The following is a 20642-nucleotide window of genomic DNA, read 5'->3' on the forward strand; positions in this document are numbered from 1 at the left end:
GGCCCGCACGCATGTACGAACGGACCTATTACGCCACCCATCCCGATATGATGGCGGGGGCGTCCAACGCCGATCTGCGCGACCGCTATCTGGTCGACGATCTGTTCCGCGCCGGCGAGATCGTGCTGACCTATTCGCACGGCGAACGCTTCGTGATCGGCGCGGCGGTGCCGGCGGAAGCCAACGAGCTGGCGCTGCCGGTGCAGGACGCGCCGGCGAGCGCGGCCGGCCATCCCCTGCTCGAACGGCGCGAGCTCGGCGTGGTCAATATCGGTGCCCCCGGCCGCGTCACCGTCGACGGAGAGGCGATCGCGCTCGACCGCTACGAGGCGCTCTACGTGCCGATGGGATCGGCCGACGTGCGCTTCGCCGGCGACGGCGCGCGCTTCTATCTGCTCAGCGTCCCCGCCCATGCCGCTTTGCCCTTGCGCAAGGTGACGCTGACCGACGCCGAACCGATGAGGCGCGGCAGCCTGGCGACGTCGAACGATCGCGAGATCCACCAGCTGATCCTGCCGCACCGCTGCGCCAGCGCCTCGCTGTGCCTCGGCCTCACCCGGCTGAAGCCCGGGTCGGTGTGGAACACGATGCCGCCCCACGTCCACGAGCGGCGCAGCGAGATCTACCTCTATTTCGACCTGGGCGAGGACGATCGCGTCTTCCACTTCATGGGCCGGCCCGACGATCTGCGGACGATCGTGATGCGCAACGAGGAGGTGGTGATCAGCCCGCCCTGGTCGGTGCACATGGGCGCGGGCACCCGCAACTACGCCTTCGTCTGGGCGATGGCGGGCGAGAACCAGGATTACGAGGATATGGCGGTCTGCGACATCTGCCAGTTGCGGTAAATTTTTCCCCTGTCGGCGTGTCGACAGGTCGACCTCTCGGCAGATGTTGCAGCCGGCGTCAGGCGGCCTCGGCGACGGACTCGGCGGTAACGGCAGGGCCGGCCATCGTGTCCGCCGCGACGACCGGCCGGAACACGATGGACAGGGCGAGCGGCTCGGCATAGCGGCCGGCAGGCGGCGTGATGAACATCAGGCTGTTCGCATTGCAGCGCCATAGCCCCGCGGCCAGTTCCTCCATGGCATCGTGGATCGGTTCGGCGTCGATCGGCGGCCGTGCCGCACCCCGCCGCGCGTCGAAATCGGCGACATAGTGGAACGAGATATCGTCGATCTGCACGATGCGGCCGATCGCCCCCATCGGGATGGCGACGCCGAATTGCGCCGCGCCGACCGGGACGATCAGGCTGAAATAGCCGTCGTGCGTCAGGGAGGCGGTGAATTGCTGCGCCAATTGCCGATCCTGCTGGGTCAGGATCACCTCGACCGGGCGGGTGACGGGGGTGACGTCGCTGATCCGCAGATCGAGCCCCAGACGCGCGGCGGACAGATGCGCCAGCGACATGGGCAGGCCCTGCGGCTGCAATTCGCCGGCCAGGAACATGCGGTTGGCGTTGCGCAGATACGACAGGCCCCAGCGGCGCAATTCCTGCTGGGCCCGCAACGGATCGACGATCGCGATCAGATCGTCGGTGCCCAGATTCACGTCATGCTGGAATTCGGCGAAGATGCCGATCTCGGCGGCCTGCGGCAGGAAGAGCAGGCGCGCCAGGATCGCCATGGCGGTCTGGCGATCGCCATCGGCGTCCGCGGATGCCGGCGGTCGGTGAACGGCGGCCGAGGCGTCACGTGCGAAGGCGATCGCCCCCGACTGGATGGCCTGGCGGGTGGCGCGCTGGCTGGCGCTGATCAGGCAGGACTTGTGCTTGGGGCGGCCGTTGTCGGCATAGTCGATCGCCGACCCCTTGTCCGATGTCGCGACCTGCTCGACGACCGCGATCTGCATGCTGAGCGCCTTCAGCGTGCGATGGTCGTAATGGCGCGCATCGAACAGCCCGCGCTTGCTGGCCGGGTCGCAGCGATGGTCGGTCAGCAGCAGATATCGGCCGGTCACCCGCACGTCGAGCTGCTCCTCGAGCAGCGGCGTCACCCGGTCCTGCACCGTCCCCTTATAGCCCAGGTCGACGAGCATGATGATGTCGCCTGCGGCGATCCGGCCCTCGCGGCGGACATGCTGCACCATGCGGCGGGCAAAGGCGGCGCTGCGGCTGCAGATCCGGCGCACGACATCGGGCGCGAGCACCCCTGCCCGGAACGTGTCGTTGTCGGTGCCGATCCGCGCCGCTTCCTCGCTGGTCAGGCCCAATTGCGTCGCAAGGACGTCGGTACGCTCCGTCGGCTCGTCCTGCAGATAGGCGCGGATCGCCGCACCGTCCACGAACGAGCCGCGCCGGGCGGTGAACCGGCTGATCGAGATCGCCGCGCCCTGGCCACCCGCGGCCTCGAACATCGCGAGCGGCAGAAAGCCGTCGCGCAGCAGGAACAGCGGCTTCACCGGCCGCCCGGACGCGGCCGCCAGTTCGGCGATCTCGGCCTGCAGCCATTGCGAGAAGCTGTGCAGGACGGGGCCGAAGACGTCATGGCCCAGCGCCGACTTGGGCTCCTCCAGCGCGCGGGACGCGATCGCCGGACGATGCAGCTGCAGCGTCGGTCGCGACACGGTCGTGGCCGGATCGAAGAGGGCGGCGACCGCCGCTTCCAGGCGAAGGCGATGCTCGGTCTCGGCGTCGAACTGCTTGATGTGGACGGCATGGAGGTCGGCCTGGTCCGCGGCGATGCCGTCCGCGCGCAGATTGTCGCCGACGTGCAGGATCGCGGCCGGCGGGACGTTTAGCGCGCGAAGAACCGGCCCGAACATGCCGTCGGCCTTGCTGGCGCCGATTTCGGACGAGCAGAAGATCCGGTCGATCATCGCGGCGACATCCTCCCCCGCCGCGGCTCGGATCAACCCGCGCAATTGCGGCTCGGACAGATAGGTGTCGCTGACGATGATGACCTGCAATCCGGCCGCCTTGGCACGGCGGATCAGCGCCACCGTCGGCGCGAAGGCGAAGCAGTGACGCGCTTCCAGGGCCAGCTCCGCCGCGACGCCATCACCCGGAAAGACCGGCCATTGGGCGTAGATCTGCTCGATCGACACCTCGCGCGTGCCCTGATCGGCCCATTGCAGGTCGCGCGCGATCTTTTCGGCCTCGGTGCGCGGTTCGATGCCACCGCCGGCGATGGCGAGTTCGGCGAACACATCCTGCGGCCGGTGGGTCGCACGCCAGATCAACGTGTCGAAACAGTCGAGCGAGACGATCCGGATGCCTGCCGGCGCCCTGTCCAGCAACGTGGCCAGTTCGAACGGGCGGACGGTCGTGATCATCGGCGAATGCTCCTTCGGCCCCCGCTATGGGCGAATATCACTACTGATCCGTTAACCATCCGACGCGGTCGGCATCCTCCGCCCGTTCACGCGGGACCGGCGGCATCCTGCCATTCCAAGACCTTCAGGTAATTGGCCAGGCGATTGTCCTCCATCCGGCGCAGCAAGGGGTTCTGGTGATAGGGGGCGAGCAGGTCGGCGAGCGCATCGCTCCACGGCGCATCCGCCGTGAACAGGACGCCCAGCCCGAATACGGCGGGCACGACCGCAAAGGCATAGCCATGCCCGTCGGCGTGGGCCCGCGCGCGAAAATCGTCGATCGCGGTGAGCACGCCGTTGCGCGGGCCGCCCTCATGCGTCGCCCAGGCGAACTGTCCCATGCCGCGGAAGCCGCCACCGTGCACCAGGGGCGAATGGCCGGGCAGCGCACCGCCTTCGAAACTGTACGGATGGCGGAATTCGGCGGGTATCGTCTCCGGCGCATAATACATGTCGCGTCGTCCCGACGGCCAGGCGACATCGTGCAAGAAGGCGAGCAAGGGCCGTCCGTCCCGCCGGCAGATCGTCTCAATGGCGTTCAGTTCCGCATGCACCGTGTACCAATTGTGATCGCCGTCGATCAGCCAGGCGTCGACGTCCGCCAGGTCCGGCAGCGCCGACAGGCTGGTGTCGGCGATATGCCGGACCTGGGGATTGGCGGCCGCCCAGTGCCGGAATTCGGGTTTCGGCGCGGGATCGATGCTGACCAGCGTGCCATCGCGCGCGCCGACATAGGCGGCGATCTCGACCGACATGCCGCCATATTCCGCGCCGATCTCGACGATGTTTCGCGCCCCCGCGACCTGCAGGGCCTGCAGGATGAGGGTCGAGAATTCGGACATGCTGTGGATCAGGAGGTCGGACATCGACAGGACAGCCTCATCGCAGTGGCTAGACGGACCGACGATCCGCAGCGATCGATCGGAACGGACATACCCCGGAGGGCAAGGCCCTGCATTCCTATGCCGAACATGCTTAAGCCGCGTTAACGGGAGGTCGCGGGCCAGCCGATCGCGGACAGCCGCGGTTCAGCCCGTCCGGATCAGCATGACGACCGGGCATTCGCAGCAGGGAATGGACGGATGATGCGGGACAAGGGCTTTGGACGCGGGCTGGCGATCGCTCCCATCCTCCTCGTCGCTACGGCCGCGGCGCCGCTCCCGGCCGGCGTCACGGCCACGAGGCTGGCATCGCTCGACCTGTCGCAGCCCTTCGCCGCGAAACCCGGCTGGCGCTTCGTCGCGACGCAGGGGCCGGCGGTGGCCTATCCGCTCGGCGAGGCCGGTGATCGGGCATCCGGCATCGTCCGCCTCTGCATCAGCCGCGACGGCGGCCGGACCTGTGCGCCGCGCCTCGACACCTTGCTCGCGCTGCCCGGCGAGCCGGACCTGTTCGACCAGCCGCATTTTCTCGAAGACGCCCGGATCGTCCGCCCCCGCCCCGACCGGCCGCTGCTGCTGATCCGCGCCGCCAGCCTGCACAGCGGCGATGGCGACCAGCGCGTCGCCACGATCGCGCTCGGCTACGACCGCGCCCGCGACGCCTTCGTCCCGGTCTATGCGAAGCGCACCGGCCACAACAACAACCAGGAGGTCCGCTATATCGCCACCGGCCCCCTGCGCGGCGCGATCGTCGCGGCGGAGCCGACGTCCGACGCCCCCTTCGCCTATTGGATCACCGTCGACCGGCTCGGCCCGGACGGCCGCTATCATCCGGCGCTGCGCTATCGCAGCCGGACGCGCTACGGCGACGGCAACCCCAAAGCGGTGATCGACTCCGACATGGCCGAGACGCTGCGGCGGCTACCGAAATGAGCGTACCGGCACCGTTATGGCGCTAGCTGCCCGTCCGTTCGGCGACCTGCTGAATGGCGGCAGGCCGCTCGAACCGGTGGGACAGGCGCTTGCCGAGGCGGATCATCGGATTTTCAAATCGGAAGGTGGAAAGATGCGCCAATAGCCAGGTCACGGCGATCAGCAGCGGCCGCTTCGCATATTTCTGCAGCGTTCCGCCGGTACCCAGCCACGTATCGGCCAGCATGCCGTGGATGACGTAGACCGCGAAGGAGATGGACGCGACATAGCGGGCGGCCGCCGGACAGAGCAGGCTTCTGAGCCAAGCGGGTGCGGAGAAGATCGACACGCCGATCAGCGCCGCGGCCAGATACGGGCGTCGCCCAGGTTAATGCCCCGGGCGATCCCGCTTTTACTGACATCCGCTGCGTGCCCGGACGAACGCTTCATGGCGCTTAAGGGATCGGAGACTGTCGATCGTTCCGCGAGACGGATGGTTACAGCATCTGCGGTGTAGGCAATCCCAAATAAGCCAGCCGCCGTACCTCCCGTCGCCCGCGCACTACCGTGTCGAGGATCAGGCCAGCAAAGAAACAAAGGGCGGCGATGATCATCAGACCAATGATGAGAATTGCGGTTGGGAATCGTGGAACCAAGGACGTTTGCATGTAGGTCAACGCCAAAGGTATGCTGAGCGCTAAGCCCAAAGCGGCAAACAAAGCGCCTATCACGCCAAAGAAAAGCAGGGGTCTTTCAATTCTGTATAGCGTCATAATCGTGTTCAGAATACGAAATCCATCGCTATAGGTACTGAGCTTAGAAGTCGACCCTTCGGGTCGCGCGTAATAAGGCGTTTCCACCTCGGCGCATGGCATTTTCAGTTCGAGCGCGTGGACGCTGATCTCGGTTTCAATTTCAAAACCAGAAGATAAGGACGGAAAACTTTTAACAAAACGACGCGAAAACACACGGTAGCCAGAAAGGATATCGGTAAAGCTGCGACCGAACAACCGCGCCAGCATACCCGTTAGAAGAGCATTGCCGAAGCGATGGCCGCGACGATAACTTTCCTCTACTTGGCTGATCCGGCTGCCGACGATCATGTCGCATTGCTCGCTTAGGAGACGTGCAACAAGTATCGGCGCGGACGCCGCATCATAAGTCGCGTCACCATCGGCCATCACATAGACATCGGCATCGATATCGGCGAACATCCGCCGTACGACGTTGCCCTTGCCTTGTATGCGCTCCGTGCGGACGATCGCGCCTGCTTCGCGCGCGACAGCAACAGTGGCGTCGGTGGAGTTGTTGTCATAAACATAGATCATGGCATCGGGCAGTGCCGCACGGAAACCTGCTACGGTTTGTGCGATCGCGGCTGCTTCATTGTAGCAGGGTAGCAGAACGGCGATGGTAGGTTTTGTCATGGTCGTCATTGTCCTGCCAAGATCAGTGGATTGGACGTATCGTTGCTTTCTGCCGTCGAGGTGACCGAGCGCGACAGTATCATGGTCAACAGAGCAACGAGCGGAAGAACCCAGATTACGCGCGCTTGATAGCGATCGTGGGGTGTTGAGAGTGCGCCACATATTGCATCATTGGCGCACCAGCCAAGTAATATGATCATGCCGTATCCGGTGGCTGGCCGCGTGATTGGACGGCGAAATGCCAGGATGATGACGGTCAGCGACACCAACACCAGTGACCACAGCATCCATTCGGGAACAACGGGCATGCTGTGCTTGTACGCCCGTGTTGTTACGATATCCTTCATGAGGTGCTGCGGGATGCGGTCCAGATCGGATAATTGCGGATAATTGAATTCGACCAGGCTGAGCAGGCTCAACTGACGGCCAGCGGCGCGCAGCATCGCGATGGTAGTTTGTCGTGGGTAAGCGATCAGAACCGATCGGACGAAGCGTGCCTGCTCGTCGGAAAGCGCGCGTTGATCGGCGGGCGACGCCGCAGAGAATACGCCATTTTTCGGATTTGCGCTCCAAAGAAAGGTGTCGCTGCCATATGGCATCCGGCCTCTAAACCGGCAGAGGGTGAAATTCGACTTCGGGCAAGTGCTGTCGAGATAATTAAGCCCAGGACCATCTTCGATCAGACGCGCCGAAATGAACGGCGGTCTGATCGGGGCGGTACCGGTCAACTTCGTCACAGTGTGCGCAAAGGCGGCCTCGCCCACGAGCCCCAGCAGAGCCGCAGATATGGTGAAGGCTGCGCCGCATGCTAATCCGCCGGCACGTCTTGCCGCTGCTATGATCAGTACGGGAAAAGAGATGGAAAATATTATGAGAATATTGGCGCTGTGCATCAAGGCCGCCGCCACGGTCAGGGCAAACCAGACGATATTCCAGGCCCAATGTTCTCTACGCCATCCAATGATCAGTGCAGCGGCCGCGATAATAGCTATACCGGCCATGAAGTCAGGCATCAGCATCGATACAAAGAACGGCAGGGATGTCGCGGCAAGCATCAGGATGCATGCCGCATACGTCCAGCCAAAGCCCCGCTGTCGCGGGTCGACGAAGTGGCGTGTCAGGCCGATCACGGCGACACCGGCAAGCAAGGCTTGCACGATCAGGGTCGGCCAATCCGAAGCCGTAAGTAGCACACTGATATACGGAATGATTCCGTAGAAGGGCGATCGGCCCAATAGAACGGGTTTCACTGCGATGGGGAGCGAAGGCGCCGAACCCGTGCCACCGGAATTCGGAGCCATGGTTTGCGTCCACACTGTGTGCCAACCAAATGCACGATTGAAAGCAGCATCAACGCCACGAATATAAGCGGACGTATCAGGAAAGTAGAATGCTCCGCCGTTCACTATTGCTGGCCAAAGCAACGCTATAGCCAAAAGCGGAAGAATATATTGCCATCGCTGGAGAGGGGGAATTCGGTTCGTCATACGCGAAGCATCTCGTCGTGCATACACATCCCCATTCGTAATATAACGGACATTAGCTGCGCCGATGAAGCTGTCGACAAATCTCTTGATCGTTCAATAGCAATGGCAAGAACAAGCTTGGTGGCTTCCCTATCGCGATGCTTGGCTCCGCCATATGGGCTCAAGACGGAACGCGTTTTCGAAGGGTGATGACCTCAATCCGAACCGAACAGATCGCGGGTGAACACCTTGTCGGTCACGTCGGCGAGATCGTCGGTCATGCGGTTGGCGATGATGACGTCGGACTCCGCCTTGAACGCGGCGAGGTCGCGGATCAGGCGCGAGCCGAAGAACGTCTCCTCGATCATCGCCGGCTCGTAGATCACGACCTCGATGCCCTTGGCCTTGATCCGCTTCATGATCCCCTGGATCGACGATTGGCGGAAATTGTCCGAGCCCGCCTTCATCACCAGCCGGAACACGCCGACCTTGCGCGGGCGGCGCGCCAGGATCTGGTCGGCGAGGAAATCCTTGCGGGTGCGATTGGCGTCGACGATCGCGCGGATCAGATTCTGCGGCACCGTCGAATAATTGGCGAGCAGCTGCTTGGTGTCCTTGGGCAGGCAATAGCCGCCATAGCCGAAGCTCGGATTGTTGTAGTGCGAGCCGATGCGCGGATCGAGGCCGACGCCGCTGATGATCTGGCGCGAGTCCATGCCGTGGCTGATCGCATAGCTGTCGAGTTCGTTGAAGAAGGCGACGCGCATCGCGAGATAGGTGTTGGCGAACAGCTTGATCGCCTCGGCCTCGCTGGGGTCGGTGAACAGGATCTCGACGTCCTTCTTGACCGCGCCCTCGAGCAGCAGCTGGGCGAAGACCCGCGCGCGTTCCGACTGTTCGCCGACGATGATCCGCGACGGATAGAGATTGTCGCGCAGCGCCTGCCCCTCGCGCAGGAATTCGGGACTGAAGATCACCTGATCGGTGCCGAGCCGCTGGCGGACGTCCTCGACGAAGCCGACCGGGATGGTCGATTTGATGACGATCGTCGCCTGCGGGTTGGTGGCGGTCGCGGTGCGGATCACCGCCTCGACCGACGAGGTGTCGAACTTGTTGCTGTCGACGTCGTAATTGGTCGGCGTGGCGACGATGACGTAATCGGCGCCGGCCAGCGCCTCCGCCGGGTCGAGCGTCGCGGTGAGATTGAGCGGCCGGCTGGCGAGGAACTCCTCCAGCTCGGCATCGACGATCGGCGAACGACGCGCATTGAGCATGTCGACACGCGCGGGCGTGATATCGACCGCCGCGACCTCATTGTGCTGCGCCAGCAGCACCGCATTGGACAGGCCGACATAGCCCAGGCCGAACACCGCAATCTTCATTCGTCAACTCCGCGTCGCGACAGCGTCATTCCGGCAGCGCTCCTACATGTCCGCATACGCTAGCGGCATGCCGTATCGTTGCCATACCGCAATGTCTGTCATTCCTCAGGCATGGCGATGGCGCCTACGGGGAAGTCGGCGGGAATGGAACCGCCTTGCGCTGCCGCTGGACGTTCCTCGTCCCCACCAAGGACACGCGCTGCGCCGAACCTTGGCTTCGCACGGCATTGCCCCTCCCCCGCTGATCAGCGAGCCGCCGTCAGATCAGTCGGTGAGCCGTCGTGACCAAAATCGCCACCAGCGACGGGGTGCGAACAGGGGAATCCCCTTGGCTTCCGTCGCGCGATACAGGTCGCGTGCCAGCGAGCGCAGCTGGCGATCATTGAGCGCCAGATACACTCTCGTATAATCGTCGTCGTGGAATGCCTGGGTAGAGGTTGCGACCTGCAGCGTCAGGACCGTCCCGCCCGGCACCGGGTTGCGCCGCCATCCTACCAGGCCTCCGGCCATTTCACTCAGCATCGAACCTCCGGCACATCGGCCAAACGCGCCGAGTCGGTCCTGTTAACCATATCCTGCGCTTTCGGCTAGCGGCCCAGAGTGCGCGAAAGCATGGTGTGTCAGTGGCTTGGTATAAAACCGCCGGGCTCGGGGCGGGTGGCGTGCACCTTGCCGCAGCAACAGGGCGGACCGGCTTTCCGTGCGAGAAGGTCCTCTTTCGCAACGCGGTCAGATCGTCTTGGGGCGCCATATGGATTGCATATGCCCTGGTTGTGGCCTGAATATACGACCCGAACCTCGCATCGAGGATGGACCCTTCGCCTATGATCCGACGGTTCCCGCCTTCCTAATCAACGGGCAACGCATCGCCTGCCGCCCGCAGGTGCGCGAAGTGCTGGGCAGCGTGATGCAGGCGCGCGGGCGGACGCTCGCCTTCGACGTCCTGGCGGAGCGGCTGGGGTCGATGACCGCGGTGCCGTCGCGGCTGATCGACGTCGCGCTCTACGAGATCCGCAGGATCTTCGCCGCCACCCCCTATTCCTGCCCGATCGAGCGGATCAGGGGCGAGGGCCTGCGCTGGTCCGTCGTCGCGGCCTGACCGGACACCCTGTCGCGGCGACCGGGCACGACAAAGCCGCCGCCCGGCATCCGGACGACGGCTTCGTCTATTTGCACAAGGCTCAGGCGAGCGCGCCGGCGGTGATCCGCTGGATCTTCGCGTCGAACTTGGCGTCCGAGCTGCGCTTGGCGCGGCGCATCGCATAGCCGACGGCGCCCATGCCGAGGATCATCATCGCCCAGGTGGCGGGCTCGGGCACGGCACCGGTCGGGCCGGCATTGAGCGTGATGCCGTTGCTGAAGGTGGTCTGGAAGTTGGTGGCGCCGCGGATGAAGTTGGCCGTGCCGGCGCGTGCTTCCGTCTGGGAGAAATTGTACTGACCGATCGACAGCACGTAATTGCCGGCGGCCAGACTGCCGCTCAGCAGCGAGTTGAAATTGAAGAAGCTGCGATCGTCATTGTGGGCGACGAGGTCACCCGTCAGACCGGTCGCCGGCGAACCGTTGTCCTTGAACAGGTAAACTTCGGGGTCGCCAATGCCGTTGATGAACGTGGTGTCGACCGCGATCGAATACGTGCCGCCGGTGAACGAGAAGAAGTAATCCTTCACGCCCGAGGAATTCAGGCTGCCGCTGACCGTCGTCGCGGCAAAAGCATTCGGTGCGGCGAGCAACGCCGCGGAAGCCAGTGCCGCCTTCATCATCTTCTTCATCGACTTTCCCCTTTTTGATGAACGTGTTGTTAATGGAGTCGGGGAAGAGAGGAGAGTCTAATAATCGGTTAACAATCGTGTTGGAATGGGACATCGACAAAGTGCCGCGACCAGAGCCGGTTCGGAAAAGCGACGAGCGGCTGACACCCCCAATTCGGTGGGGCGTAACTGCATGCGGAATCGCCGCCTGTCGCGATTTCGCACGAAAAAGCCGCCGTCACTTGCGGTGACGACGGCTTTTCTGGACCAGACGAGCGATCAGGCGAAACGAACCGTGGTGTTCACCTTGCTGCGGCGACGCATTGCGAAACCGACCGCACCCATGCCGAGGATCATCAGCGCCCAGGTGGCGGGCTCGGGCACCGCCGCAACCGAGTAGCGCAGCGTCGCGCCCGAAGCGAAGCTCGTGCCGCGGAGATCGATCTGCAGGTTGCCGTTGGTCACGGTCGCATTGCCCGCCGAATAGCCGCTGAAGCCGTTGTTCGTGGTCAGTGCGACCGAGGTGAAAGCATTGGTCAGATCGCGGAAGTTCAGGATCGTGGCGCCGAGACTGGCGCCGAGCAGAGCGGTGATCTGAAGTGAATTCTGGTCGAAATTCACGCCCAGATATTGCGCGGAACTGCCAACGGTGAATTCGTTACCGGAGGCGATGGTGGCCGACGCCTGCGAGCAGGTGAATGATCCGCCGCCCGTGACGGCGCAGCTCACGGTATCGCCGACATTGACCGCGGCGGTCGCCGGGCTGGCTGCAACGGCAGCGGCGGCAAAGACGGTGGTCGCGAAAAGCTTGGTCGAACGCATGGTCATTCCCCTTTGCGCCTCGCAGGAAGGCGGGGCTGGCCCGAATTAATTCGTGGTTCAGCAAAAACATACCGGCCTTACGGAACCATTTTGGGATGTGCCATTTCGGCGCATTAAGGATCGTTTACCGGACCATGTCATGCCGCCTATCGGGATCGGCCGCACGGCACGCATGATCGGGCCATGCTAACATCAGGTTCACCTCCAGGAGCTATAGCGCGTCCGATGGACCCACTCATCATCGTGCTCGTGGTGCTCATCGTCTTGCTCGGAGTCGCGATCCGGAAAGCCGGCGCTGAAAAGCGACGACGCCGACGCGCCTGGGCGGAATATTACCGACGCCCGGGCGACGATACGGGCAAGCGCTGAACGCTCGCGCCGTCGCCGTCCGGTCCGGGCGGATCGGTTGCGGCGGTTGAACCTGCGACGGCCCGTCGCGTTCGCACCGCGAGCCTTGAGGGACGCCCGTCATGTTCGTCGACTTTCGCGACCAGCCGCCACCCCCGCCCTGGCAACCGCGCCATCCGCCGCGCCGGCCGCCGCTCACCCGGCGGCAGCGCCGCATCGTCTATGCGATCGTCTGGTTCAACATCGCGATGCTGGTCGCGGCGCCGATCGGCGGAGCCACATTGCTGGGACTGCTGATCCCGTCCTGGCGGTAGACACCGCATCACGTCGGCATGTCGACACGTCGGCTATCAGAACCGTCGACGCTGTCGACACCGTAAAGACGACCGAGGCGTTCTTTTCCTGGGAACGATTGGCTGCTATATCGTTCTGTAGGAGATCGGCATGCCCCCAGCCTTCAGCCCCGTCGTACAGGATCAGGACGCACCCCGCGTGCTGAGCGAAGCGATCGCGCGGATCGCCGGCTTCTGGCAGCTGCCCAACCAGCGGCTCGGCACGATCCTCGGCCTGTCAGCGCCGACGGTGTCGCGGCTGCGCAGCGGCCGCTATCGGCTGGAACCGGGCAGCAAGCCGTTCGAACTCGCCCAGCATCTGCTGCGCCTGTTCCGGTCGCTCGACAGCTGGCTCGGCCAGGACGATGCCGCGGCGCGCTCCTGGCTGCAGACGCCCAACCTCGATCTCGGCGCCGCGCCGATCGAGCTGATCGCGACCGTCCGCGGCCTGCTGACCACCGGAGATTATGTCGACACGCTCCGCGCCCGGGTCTGACGCGCTCGATCGCCACGCCCGCGCCTATCACGGCCGTGTGATCCGCATGGTCGAGGCGCAGCACCGCATCGCCACCAATCGCCTTGCCGACGATGCCGGCGACCAGGCCTTGCTCGAAGCGCTCGCCGATGCGGTCAAGCCGGCCTTGCCGGAGGCGGCGCGTGCCCTGCCCTGGCTGCTCGCCGCGCCGTTCCGCTACGGATTGGGGCGGCCGTCGCGATTCCGCGCGGCGGACGTGCTGCCCGGCATCCTCTACGCGGCGGAGGCGATCGATACGGCGGTCGCGGAAACCGCTTATTGGCGGCTCGTCGCCTTTGCGCGGTCGCCGGGCTTTCAGCGACCGCGCACGCCGACGCCGATGTCGGCCTTTGCGGTGCGCGTCACGACGGCGCGCGCGCTCGACCTGACGCAACCACCGTTCGACGCGCCGCCCGACCTTTGGACCCACCCGACCGATTATGCGCCGACCCAGGCCCTGGCCGCCGCGGCGCGGCGTGCCGGCATCGCGGCGCTGCGCGCGCCGTCTGCGCGTCATGCCGGCGGGATCACGGTCGCGGTGCTCGATCCGGCTGCGCTGATCCCACCCCCCGCGCCGCATTCCAGCTGGGCGTTCCTGGCGCTGGGCGACGGACTGATCGCGACGCGCGAGATGAGCATGCAGGCGCCGCGCTTCACCGCGGCGGAGTTCGGGATCAGCTGATCGGCGCCTCTATGTGTCGGCAGGCATGCCTGTCGACATGTTGGCGTGTCGGCGTTGCATAGGCGACGCCGAAGCGCCGTGGTGCGCTCCGCCGGCGTGTCAGGAGGCCGCGGACATAGCGGCTTGCCGCTTCGGTGTCGGCGAAGCTGCGGGCGAGCTGTCGACCACGGCTGCCGATCCTGCCCCAATTCGTCTCGATGATCACGGCACCGAACAGGTCACGGTGAGCGGCAATGCGCCAGCGTCGGCGGATGTTGCGGATCTCATCGACCGCGACGAGTTCGATGGGGGTGAACGGAAGGTCGTCCATGGATGGACGCTAGATCGACGCGCGCTCGCTGTCCGACGGATTTCCTGAATCTATCGCAGCCTCGTGATTCACTGGCTGAATCATACGCGGTCGAGCCGTCATCATGTCGTCGTGTCGACATGACGGTGTGTCGGCATGACGTTGGTGGATCGATCGGTCGCATGTCGGCGACGGGCACTTCCGACGTGTCTGCGTGTCGACGTCACGACATGTTGCAGGGTTCCGATCTTGCAATGAACAAAACCGCTGCTCGACGTTTGGATGAATATCGTGTTAACGATATTGTCAGAACAGAACAGGGAGAAGTCGGATGCGGATGCTGGGCTTGGTTCTCGCGGGGGCGATGAGCGTCATGGCGACGCCTGCGGCGGCAGCGACCCTCTTCGTGTTCGGCGACAGCCTGGTCGATACCGGCAATGCCGATGCGGCATTGCGCGCGCAGGGGCAGTCGACGGCTACGCCGGCATCATCCGGCTATTTCCAGAACCGTTTCTCCAACGGCTATAATTTCGCCGACGTCGTGTCGATGAACCTGGGGCAAGGGCCGTCCAAGGCCTATGGCTATCCCTTTGCCCCCTACACCTATTTCTACGGCGGCTCGAATTTCAGCTATGGCGGTGCGCAGACCCGTGACGACGGCCATGGCACATCGGGCCATAGCCCCAGTTTCCAGGACCAGCTCGCGCTGTTCGCCGCATCGGGCAAGACGATCGGTGCCGACGATTATGTGCTGGTCACCTTCGGCGGCAACGATATCCAGCAGGAGTTGCTGAAGAAGGTCGCCAACCCATCCTATGTCCCGGATTTCAGCGCGACCAATCTGGCGCTGCAGAACGGCCTCCAGGCGCTGGTCGCGGCTGGTGCCCGCAACGTCATCGTCACCGGCGAGGCGGATGTGGGCCAGATCCCGCGCATCACCCAGTTGGGCGATCCAAGGCTCAACGCCTTGGGCACCTCGCTCTCGCAGACGCTCAACGAGAGTTTCCGCACAGGGACACAGGCTGCGGCGGCCTCGACGCAGCTCAACATCCAGTTCTTCGATCTCCTTGGCTTCGAGCACGATCTGCTCGCCGATGCCGCCGGCAACGGCTTCACCAACACCACCAGTCCTTGCCTCAACCAGACGACGGGCCAGCTCGCCAATCCGACCTGTGCCGGCTATCTGTATTTCGATTCCATCCACCCCACCGCCACCGCGCATCAGCTGATCGGCAATGCGATCACCGCGCAAATCAGCGGCGTTCCGGAACTCGCCACCTGGGCGATGATGATCGTCGGCATGGGCGCTGTCGGCCTTGCCCTGCGGCGCGCCAAGCGCGTCTCGGACGCCAAGTTCGACGAGAGAATCAAGCGGATCACCGCTGGCGCTGTGGCTTAGACTCAGTCCGCGTCAGCGGGCGGCGGGACCATACAGCGCTCAGTGCTGTGGCCCTGTCCGGTTGCATTCATGTCGACATGAAGACGCGTCGTAACGTCAACATTCCACCACGTTGACGGCAAGACCGCCCAGGCTGGTCTCCTTATACTGGGAGCGCATGTCCTCGCCGGTCTGGCGCATCGTCTCGATCACCGCATCGAGGCTGACGACATGGCTGCCGTCGCCGCGTAGGGCTAGGTAGGCTGCATTGATCGCCTTGACCGCGCCCATCGTATTGCGCTCGATGCACGGGATCTGGACCAGTCCGCCGATCGGATCGCAGGTCAGGCCAAGGTTATGCTCCATGCCGATCTCCGCCGCATTCTCGATCTGCGCGTTGCTGCCGCCGAGCACCGCCGCCAGCGCCCCCGCCGCCATCGAGCAGGCGACGCCGACCTCGCCCTGGCAGCCCATCTCGGCGGCCGAGATCGACGCGCGCTTCTTGTAGAGCATGCCGATCGCCGCGGCGGTGAGCAGGAAGGTGCGGGCCCCCTCCCCGCGCTCCGCCGGATCGAAGTCGCGCGCCACCAGCGTCTCGTAGAAGCGCAGCACCGCCGGCAGCACCCCCGCCGCGCCGTTGGTCGGCGCGGTGACGACGCGACCGCCGGCGGCATTCTCCTCATTGACCGCCAGCGCCCACAGGCTGACCCATTCGAACACCTCAGCGGGATTGCTGCCCGGCACGCAGCCGGTCAGCCCCTGCGCGATGGCATGCGCGCGCCGGCGCACCTTGAGCCCGCCGGGCAGCACCCCCTCCTGGGCGATGCCGTGGTCGATACAGGCGTGCATCGCCGCGCGCACCGCGTCGAGAAAGGCATCGGTCTCCGCCGGATCGCGCCAGGCCGCCTCGTTGGCGCGAACGATGTCGGCGATGCCGAGCCCTGTCGCCGTGCCAATCAGCAGCAGCTCGGCGCCTGAGGAAAAGGGATGCGGGACCTGGACGTTGCCGGCGATCACCGGCGCGCCCTGGCGCATGATCGCACCGCCCCCGATCGAGAAATAGGTTTCCGCCTGCGTCCGCCCGTCCGCCCAGCTGGCCGTGAAGGTCATGCCGTTGGGATGTTCGGGCAGGAAGGCGCGCGGGTGGAAGCGGACGTCGTCGGTCGCAAAGGTGATCGGCTGCGTGCCCGCGAGCGACAGCCGGCCGTGCGCGGCGATATCGACGAGGATCGCCGGCGCCGCATCGGGATCGAGCGTCTCCGGCGCCCAGCCGGCGAGGCCGAGGATCGTCGCCATATCGGTGGCATGGCCGCGCCCGGTCAGCGCCAGGCTGCCGTAGAGATCGCAGGTGACGCGCTGCGGCCCCTCCGATCCCGCGACGCGTTGTGCGAAGTCGAGCGCGGCGCGCATCGGGCCGACGGTGTGCGAGCTCGACGGGCCGATGCCGATCGTGAACAGCTCGGCGACGCTGATCGGCCGATGCAGGCCGCGATCGAGCGGCGTGGCGGCGGGGGCAGAGGCAGTGACGGTCATGCGGGCGTCCTTTGCCGGCAGGACCGGCGTCAAAGTCCCTCGCCGGCAATACCGGCAGGCAAGTCGATGCCCCATCTGTCCCTTGCGCCTGAGATCGCTATCCCGTCGGCGGGCGGGAAGGGCACAGGGCCCTACGTCGCCACTCTCCAGATGTCCGTGCGTCGACCGGTTCCTGGTGCCTGAGAGTTTCCGGGGCGGTTGCTCCTTCGGCGCCGGGGCTAGCCCGGTCTCTCCCATGTCGACGTGGGCGGTATCTGCCTTGATGGTGGTCAGGTCAAGACAGCCCACTACGTCGCAGTGCAGACATGTCGACATGAAAACGTTCCGATGATCTGAGTAGAGCAAAGGCAAGTTCAAAAGGCTCCCTGGCAGGCGCTGGAAGGTGGGCGGGATGAATGCCCGAACTCTCATTTGAAGCTGCGGCATTCCTCTCACGCGGTGTCGAAGCGTCCGGCGAACTCCCGATCGACATAGTAGCGCAACTTGGTCGCGATCACCGGCCGCTGCCCGGCGAGGAACAGGAGCTGGCGATCGGGCGGGAGCGTGCGGACCTCGTCAGGGGTGAGCAGCGGACGGCCGACATGCTGCTGCCCGAACGTGATCCCGCTGCCTTGCGCATCGAGCGCGCGGCTCATCGTCTCGAATACCACCGTCTCCTGGCCGAGCAGGTCGGAGACGAGCTGCGCGCTCTCCCGGTCGTTTACGCCGAACACCTGCAGCACGCCGGCGTTGGACAGGAAGGTGCCGGCGCGCTGGCCGTAGAGCGCGTGGAGCTGATGGATGTCCTGCACGATCGGCCAGAGCTGGATGCCGTAGCCGGCCATCAGCCCCATCGCGCGCTCGACGGGTTCGAGGTGACCGAGCGCTGCGAACTCGTCGAGCAGGAACAGCACCGGCCAGGGCGGCCGGCCCGGCGCGCGCGCCAGCTCGGTCAGCGCTTGCGCCACCATCAGCCGCAGCCAGCGGGCATAGGTGTCGAGCCGGTCGGGCGGCAGCACGAGGAAGATGCTGGCGGGGCGTTCCTTCAGATTGGCGAAGCGGAAATCGGAAGCTCCCAGCGTCGCGGTCATACGCGGGCTGTCGAGGAAGTGGGTGTGGCGCTGTGCCGAGGACAGCACGCCGGCGGCCTCGCGGTCGGATTTGCCGAGCTGGCGGTTGGCGGCGCGCGCGACCAGGCCGCCGGCGGCCTGCATCCGCTCGAGGAGCGACGAGAACGCGGCCGGCGCCAGCGTCAGGTGATCGCGCAGTGTGGCGAGCGTGCGGGTGGCGGCGGGTTCGTGCGCGACGATGTGCATGAGCAGCCCGGCGATCAGCGCCTTGGCCTCCTCGTTCCAGTGCGCCTCGCTCTGCTGGCCGTCGGCGTCGTGGACCAGCGCGTCGGCGAGCGTCATGCAGTCGTCGGCGACGTCGAGGCCGGTCGGGTCGATGCGGTCGAGCGGATTGTATGCCGCGGGCGCGAGGCCGGTGATCCCGAACGGATCGAGGACGTGGACCGGGCCGAAGCGTCCTCGCTGGCGCGCCGCGATGCGGGCGTTCTCGCCCTTGGGATCGATGCAAACGCTGGCGAAGGGATAATCGAGCAGGTTGGGGATGATGGTGCCGACGCCCTTGCCGCTGCGGGTGGGGGCGATCGTCAGCAGGTGCGCGGGACCGGGATAGCGCAGCAGCTTGCCGGATTTGCGGTCGCGGCCGATCAGCAGGCCGGCGCTGCCCGTCAGGTCGCGCGCTTCGGCATCGGTGGCGAAGCGGGCCGAGCCGTGGGTGTCGCTGGCGCCTTGGCCTCCGTAATGCAGGATCAGGGGCTGGAAGAGCGCGCGCAGCGGCACGAGCAGGATCGCGAGCAGGACCAGCGCCGATATGACCCCGTGGAGCATCGGATAGCGGTAGAGGCCGAAATACCAGACCAGCGCGTCCGAGCCGAGGATGAGAACGACCGCGACGGCGATCGTCAGCATCAGGACGCCGAACAGGTGCCTGGCAAAGCGGAAGGGGGCGAAAATCAGCGACTGGACCGCCCAGACGGGGTTTTGCCGGGCGATCCGGCCGAGGTTGCGAGATGCCTGCCCGAGCTGGCGGAACCACTCGATCATTCCGGGATCCTTTCGTCCATGCCGATCGGGGCGGGCAGCGGGTCTATCGGCACCATGCCGTGCCACCGCGACCGGAACGGCAGGCCTACGGGGTCGATCGTGCGCATTACAGCCGGGTCGACGTGTAGCAGGATATGGCACTGCCTACAGCGCGATCGTGCCCAAGCAAGTTTCCGGGCCATGGCGTCGAGGTTTTGCGTCCAGGCAGGCCAGAATGCGATGATACGGGCATATCCGGCCGGCGATGTCACCGGGCGTGATCCGGTTTGGCGAATATGAGCGTAATCGCCAGCGCCGGATCGGCGTCGGGATGGCCGAACAGCTTGAGGACGATCGCCGTGGCGAGGGGAGGGGCACCGCCTCGTCACGCAGCATATCCAACAGGGCATCGTCATCGACGCTGAGCGCCATTCCCTCGATCGCGAGATTGGCGCGGGCGTCCGCGTCGTCTTCGCGCCACATCGCCGCTTCGGCCGGGGTGCCGCGCACGTAATCGAGTGCGCGGACCTCTATCCGTACAGCCTCGACATCGATCGCCATGCCGTCGCCCCCTCGTATCGATCGTATGCGGTCCGGGTCAGCTCTCCGGTGTGAGCGCTTCACGGGCGGAGGCCAGCGCGGCCTTGCCGCGCTTGCGCACGGTCTTCACGGCCCCTTCGACCGCTTTTGCGACCTTTTCGCCGGGTTTGCGGCCGAGGCCGATCTTCTTCGCCATGGCACGGCGTGCTTCCGAATAGCCTTCCGCGACCATCGGATAATCGGCCTTGAGGTTGTAGCGCGCGCGATAGTCGTCCGGCGTCAGTCCATGCCCCGACAGGTGGCGGCGCAGCGTCCTGTACGCCTTGCCGTCAATCATCGAGATGATGTGGTCCTTCGATGCTAACGACTTACGGACGGAGACGGCGGGTGTGTACTCTTGCGCCGTTGCTTCCTGTGCAGACATTTCACCGGTGCCGGCAAGATTGGACACCGCGGCGTGCATCGAGGCGAGGAACGCCGGCACGTCATCGGCGGTGGTACGGGTATTGGGGTTGCCGAGCCAGGCGATGGTCAGTTCGGTCGTAAGGGTCACCGTGTCGATGTCGTCGTTCATATTGTCTCCGGACGGGGCGTGATGGATAGTATCACCGGATGTACTTGCGTTTCTCAGGTGCGTCGATCGTCTACAGGCCGGCTCAATCGCCTGTTATTAGCGGCTACCTTGCGCCGATAGTGTTTCAGGGTGCCTTGCGTCGCACCGAGCGCGGTGACGCCGAGCGTCCCGCTCATCAGCCGCGTCTGTAGCTCGATGGCGGCGCGGATCTTTTCCGTCACCATCAGTTCGGCTTCCGCAGCGCCCGCCGATCCGCCGGCTGCGATGCGTGCGGTGCGCAGCATCATCACCGAGCCGGCTTCGGCGCCCAGCATCCAGAGGTCGAAGCCTGCGGTCATCCAGGCGGCATAAGCCTTGCTGCTCACCAGCGTCTCCCGGGTTGCGCTGGCCCGTGCCGTCGTTCGCCGGCGACCAGATATGTGAGCATGTC

General features: G+C 65.1%; 22 protein-coding genes, 1 pseudogene and 1 riboswitch. Of the genes and pseudogenes, 8 read left to right on the forward strand and 15 right to left on the reverse strand.

Features of this window, described 5'->3' with window-relative positions:
* The first annotated feature begins 11 nt into the window (after window positions 1–11).
* Window positions 12–848: a 5-dehydro-4-deoxy-D-glucuronate isomerase gene (gene kduI, locus D9601_RS17715; RefSeq protein ID WP_198355421.1), complete on the forward strand. Its 837-nt coding sequence runs from the start codon at window positions 12–14 to the stop codon at window positions 846–848.
* A 58-nt stretch (window positions 849–906) separates the two neighbouring features.
* On the opposite strand, the gene D9601_RS17720 is transcribed toward kduI, so the two are convergent.
* Together D9601_RS17720 and D9601_RS17725 are read right to left on the reverse strand one after the other, a co-directional pair.
* Window positions 907–3273 (reverse strand): HAD family hydrolase, encoded by a 2367-nt coding sequence (locus tag D9601_RS17720; protein WP_198355422.1) that lies wholly within the window; start codon window positions 3271–3273, stop codon window positions 907–909.
* Window positions 3274–3359: 86 nt separating this feature from the next.
* Window positions 3360–4178 (reverse strand): class I SAM-dependent methyltransferase, encoded by an 819-nt coding sequence (locus D9601_RS17725; RefSeq protein ID WP_198355423.1) that lies wholly within the window; start codon window positions 4176–4178, stop codon window positions 3360–3362.
* Window positions 4179–4394: 216 nt separating this feature from the next.
* Here D9601_RS17725 and D9601_RS17730 point away from each other — a divergent pair, with 216 nt between their 5' ends.
* Complete coding sequence (locus tag D9601_RS17730; RefSeq protein WP_232474380.1) at window positions 4395–5126, forward strand: hypothetical protein; 732 nt, start codon at window positions 4395–4397, stop codon at window positions 5124–5126.
* A 22-nt stretch (window positions 5127–5148) separates the two neighbouring features.
* On the opposite strand, the gene D9601_RS17735 is transcribed toward D9601_RS17730, so the two are convergent.
* The 5 genes from D9601_RS17735 to D9601_RS17755 form a co-directional block, all read right to left on the reverse strand.
* Window positions 5149–5454: a hypothetical protein gene (locus tag D9601_RS17735; RefSeq protein ID WP_198355424.1), complete on the reverse strand. Its 306-nt coding sequence runs from the start codon at window positions 5452–5454 to the stop codon at window positions 5149–5151.
* 148 nt (window positions 5455–5602) lie between these two features.
* Complete coding sequence (locus D9601_RS17740) at window positions 5603–6541, reverse strand: glycosyltransferase family 2 protein (protein WP_198355425.1); 939 nt, start codon at window positions 6539–6541, stop codon at window positions 5603–5605.
* Entirely contained in the window at window positions 6538–8019 is a 1482-nt protein-coding gene (locus tag D9601_RS17745) for a hypothetical protein (RefSeq protein WP_198355426.1), read from the reverse strand. Before D9601_RS17745 ends, D9601_RS17740 begins: the two co-directional genes overlap by 4 nt.
* Window positions 8020–8213: 194 nt before the next feature.
* A complete protein-coding gene (locus tag D9601_RS17750) occupies window positions 8214–9380 on the reverse strand; it encodes a nucleotide sugar dehydrogenase (protein ID WP_198355427.1) in 1167 nt (388 codons plus the stop codon).
* Between the two features lie 264 nt (window positions 9381–9644).
* Window positions 9645–9902 (reverse strand): hypothetical protein, encoded by a 258-nt coding sequence (locus D9601_RS17755; protein ID WP_198355428.1) that lies wholly within the window; start codon window positions 9900–9902, stop codon window positions 9645–9647.
* 361 nt (window positions 9903–10263) lie between these two features.
* Here D9601_RS17755 and D9601_RS17760 point away from each other — a divergent pair, with 361 nt between their 5' ends.
* Window positions 10264–10479 carry a helix-turn-helix domain-containing protein gene (locus D9601_RS17760; protein WP_198355429.1) on the forward strand — a complete coding sequence of 72 codons (216 nt, stop codon included), beginning with the start codon at window positions 10264–10266 and terminating at the stop codon, window positions 10477–10479.
* A gap of 82 nt (window positions 10480–10561) precedes the next feature.
* Here the strand turns inward: D9601_RS17760 and D9601_RS17765 are convergent, their stop codons facing one another.
* Both D9601_RS17765 and D9601_RS17770 read right to left on the reverse strand, forming a co-directional pair.
* Window positions 10562–11152: a DVUA0089 family protein gene (locus D9601_RS17765; protein WP_232474381.1), complete on the reverse strand. Its 591-nt coding sequence runs from the start codon at window positions 11150–11152 to the stop codon at window positions 10562–10564.
* Window positions 11153–11410: 258 nt separating this feature from the next.
* Window positions 11411–11953, reverse strand: a complete 543-nt coding sequence (locus D9601_RS17770; protein WP_232474382.1) for an FxDxF family PEP-CTERM protein — start codon at window positions 11951–11953, stop codon at window positions 11411–11413.
* Between the two features lie 225 nt (window positions 11954–12178).
* On the opposite strand from D9601_RS17770, the gene D9601_RS17775 reads away from it, so the two are divergent.
* The 4 genes from D9601_RS17775 (at window position 12179) to D9601_RS17790 (ending at window position 13829) form a co-directional block, all read left to right on the forward strand.
* A complete protein-coding gene (locus D9601_RS17775; protein WP_198355431.1) occupies window positions 12179–12322 on the forward strand; it encodes a hypothetical protein in 144 nt (47 codons plus the stop codon).
* Between the two features lie 101 nt (window positions 12323–12423).
* Window positions 12424–12615, forward strand: coding sequence for a hypothetical protein (locus tag D9601_RS17780; RefSeq protein WP_198355432.1), 192 nt, complete (start codon window positions 12424–12426; stop codon window positions 12613–12615).
* Window positions 12616–12745: 130 nt separating this feature from the next.
* Window positions 12746–13129: an antitoxin Xre-like helix-turn-helix domain-containing protein gene (locus D9601_RS17785; RefSeq protein ID WP_198355433.1), complete on the forward strand. Its 384-nt coding sequence runs from the start codon at window positions 12746–12748 to the stop codon at window positions 13127–13129.
* Window positions 13101–13829: an RES family NAD+ phosphorylase gene (locus D9601_RS17790; RefSeq protein WP_198355434.1), complete on the forward strand. Its 729-nt coding sequence runs from the start codon at window positions 13101–13103 to the stop codon at window positions 13827–13829. The genes D9601_RS17785 and D9601_RS17790 overlap by 29 nt, the downstream gene beginning before the upstream one ends.
* Here D9601_RS17790 and D9601_RS17795 read toward each other — a convergent pair.
* Entirely contained in the window at window positions 13822–14139 is a 318-nt protein-coding gene (locus D9601_RS17795; RefSeq protein WP_198355435.1) for a WGR domain-containing protein, read from the reverse strand. The two genes, D9601_RS17790 and D9601_RS17795, sit on opposite strands and share 8 nt — an antisense overlap.
* A gap of 310 nt (window positions 14140–14449) precedes the next feature.
* On the opposite strand from D9601_RS17795, the gene D9601_RS17800 reads away from it, so the two are divergent.
* On the forward strand, window positions 14450–15517 hold the full coding sequence (locus D9601_RS17800) for an SGNH/GDSL hydrolase family protein (protein ID WP_198355436.1): 1068 nt from the start codon (window positions 14450–14452) through the stop codon (window positions 15515–15517).
* Window positions 15518–15613: 96 nt separating this feature from the next.
* Here the strand turns inward: D9601_RS17800 and D9601_RS17805 are convergent, their stop codons facing one another.
* From D9601_RS17805 to D9601_RS17825, 5 genes and pseudogenes are all read right to left on the reverse strand, one after another.
* Window positions 15614–17029 carry an L-serine ammonia-lyase gene (locus D9601_RS17805; RefSeq protein ID WP_198355437.1) on the reverse strand — a complete coding sequence of 472 codons (1416 nt, stop codon included), beginning with the start codon at window positions 17027–17029 and terminating at the stop codon, window positions 15614–15616.
* Window positions 17030–17185: 156 nt separating this feature from the next.
* Window positions 17186–17276: riboswitch (glycine riboswitch) on the reverse strand.
* Between the two features lie 184 nt (window positions 17277–17460).
* Window positions 17461–19119 (reverse strand): type IV secretory system conjugative DNA transfer family protein, encoded by a 1659-nt coding sequence (locus tag D9601_RS17810; RefSeq protein WP_232474383.1) that lies wholly within the window; start codon window positions 19117–19119, stop codon window positions 17461–17463.
* A 247-nt stretch (window positions 19120–19366) separates the two neighbouring features.
* A pseudogene (locus tag D9601_RS17815) lies at window positions 19367–19659 on the reverse strand (hypothetical protein).
* Window positions 19660–19696: 37 nt separating this feature from the next.
* Window positions 19697–20212, reverse strand: a complete 516-nt coding sequence (locus D9601_RS17820) for a MucR family transcriptional regulator (protein ID WP_198355438.1) — start codon at window positions 20210–20212, stop codon at window positions 19697–19699.
* Window positions 20213–20265: 53 nt separating this feature from the next.
* The gene (locus D9601_RS17825; RefSeq protein WP_232474384.1) at window positions 20266–20550 is read right to left on the reverse strand and encodes a hypothetical protein; all 285 of its coding nucleotides are present in this window, start codon (window positions 20548–20550) and stop codon (window positions 20266–20268) included.
* Window positions 20551–20642 lie beyond the last annotated feature (92 nt).

Source organism: Sphingomonas sp. MA1305 (genome assembly GCF_016107325.1).
Classification (GTDB): Bacteria; Pseudomonadota; Alphaproteobacteria; order Sphingomonadales; family Sphingomonadaceae; genus Sphingomonas.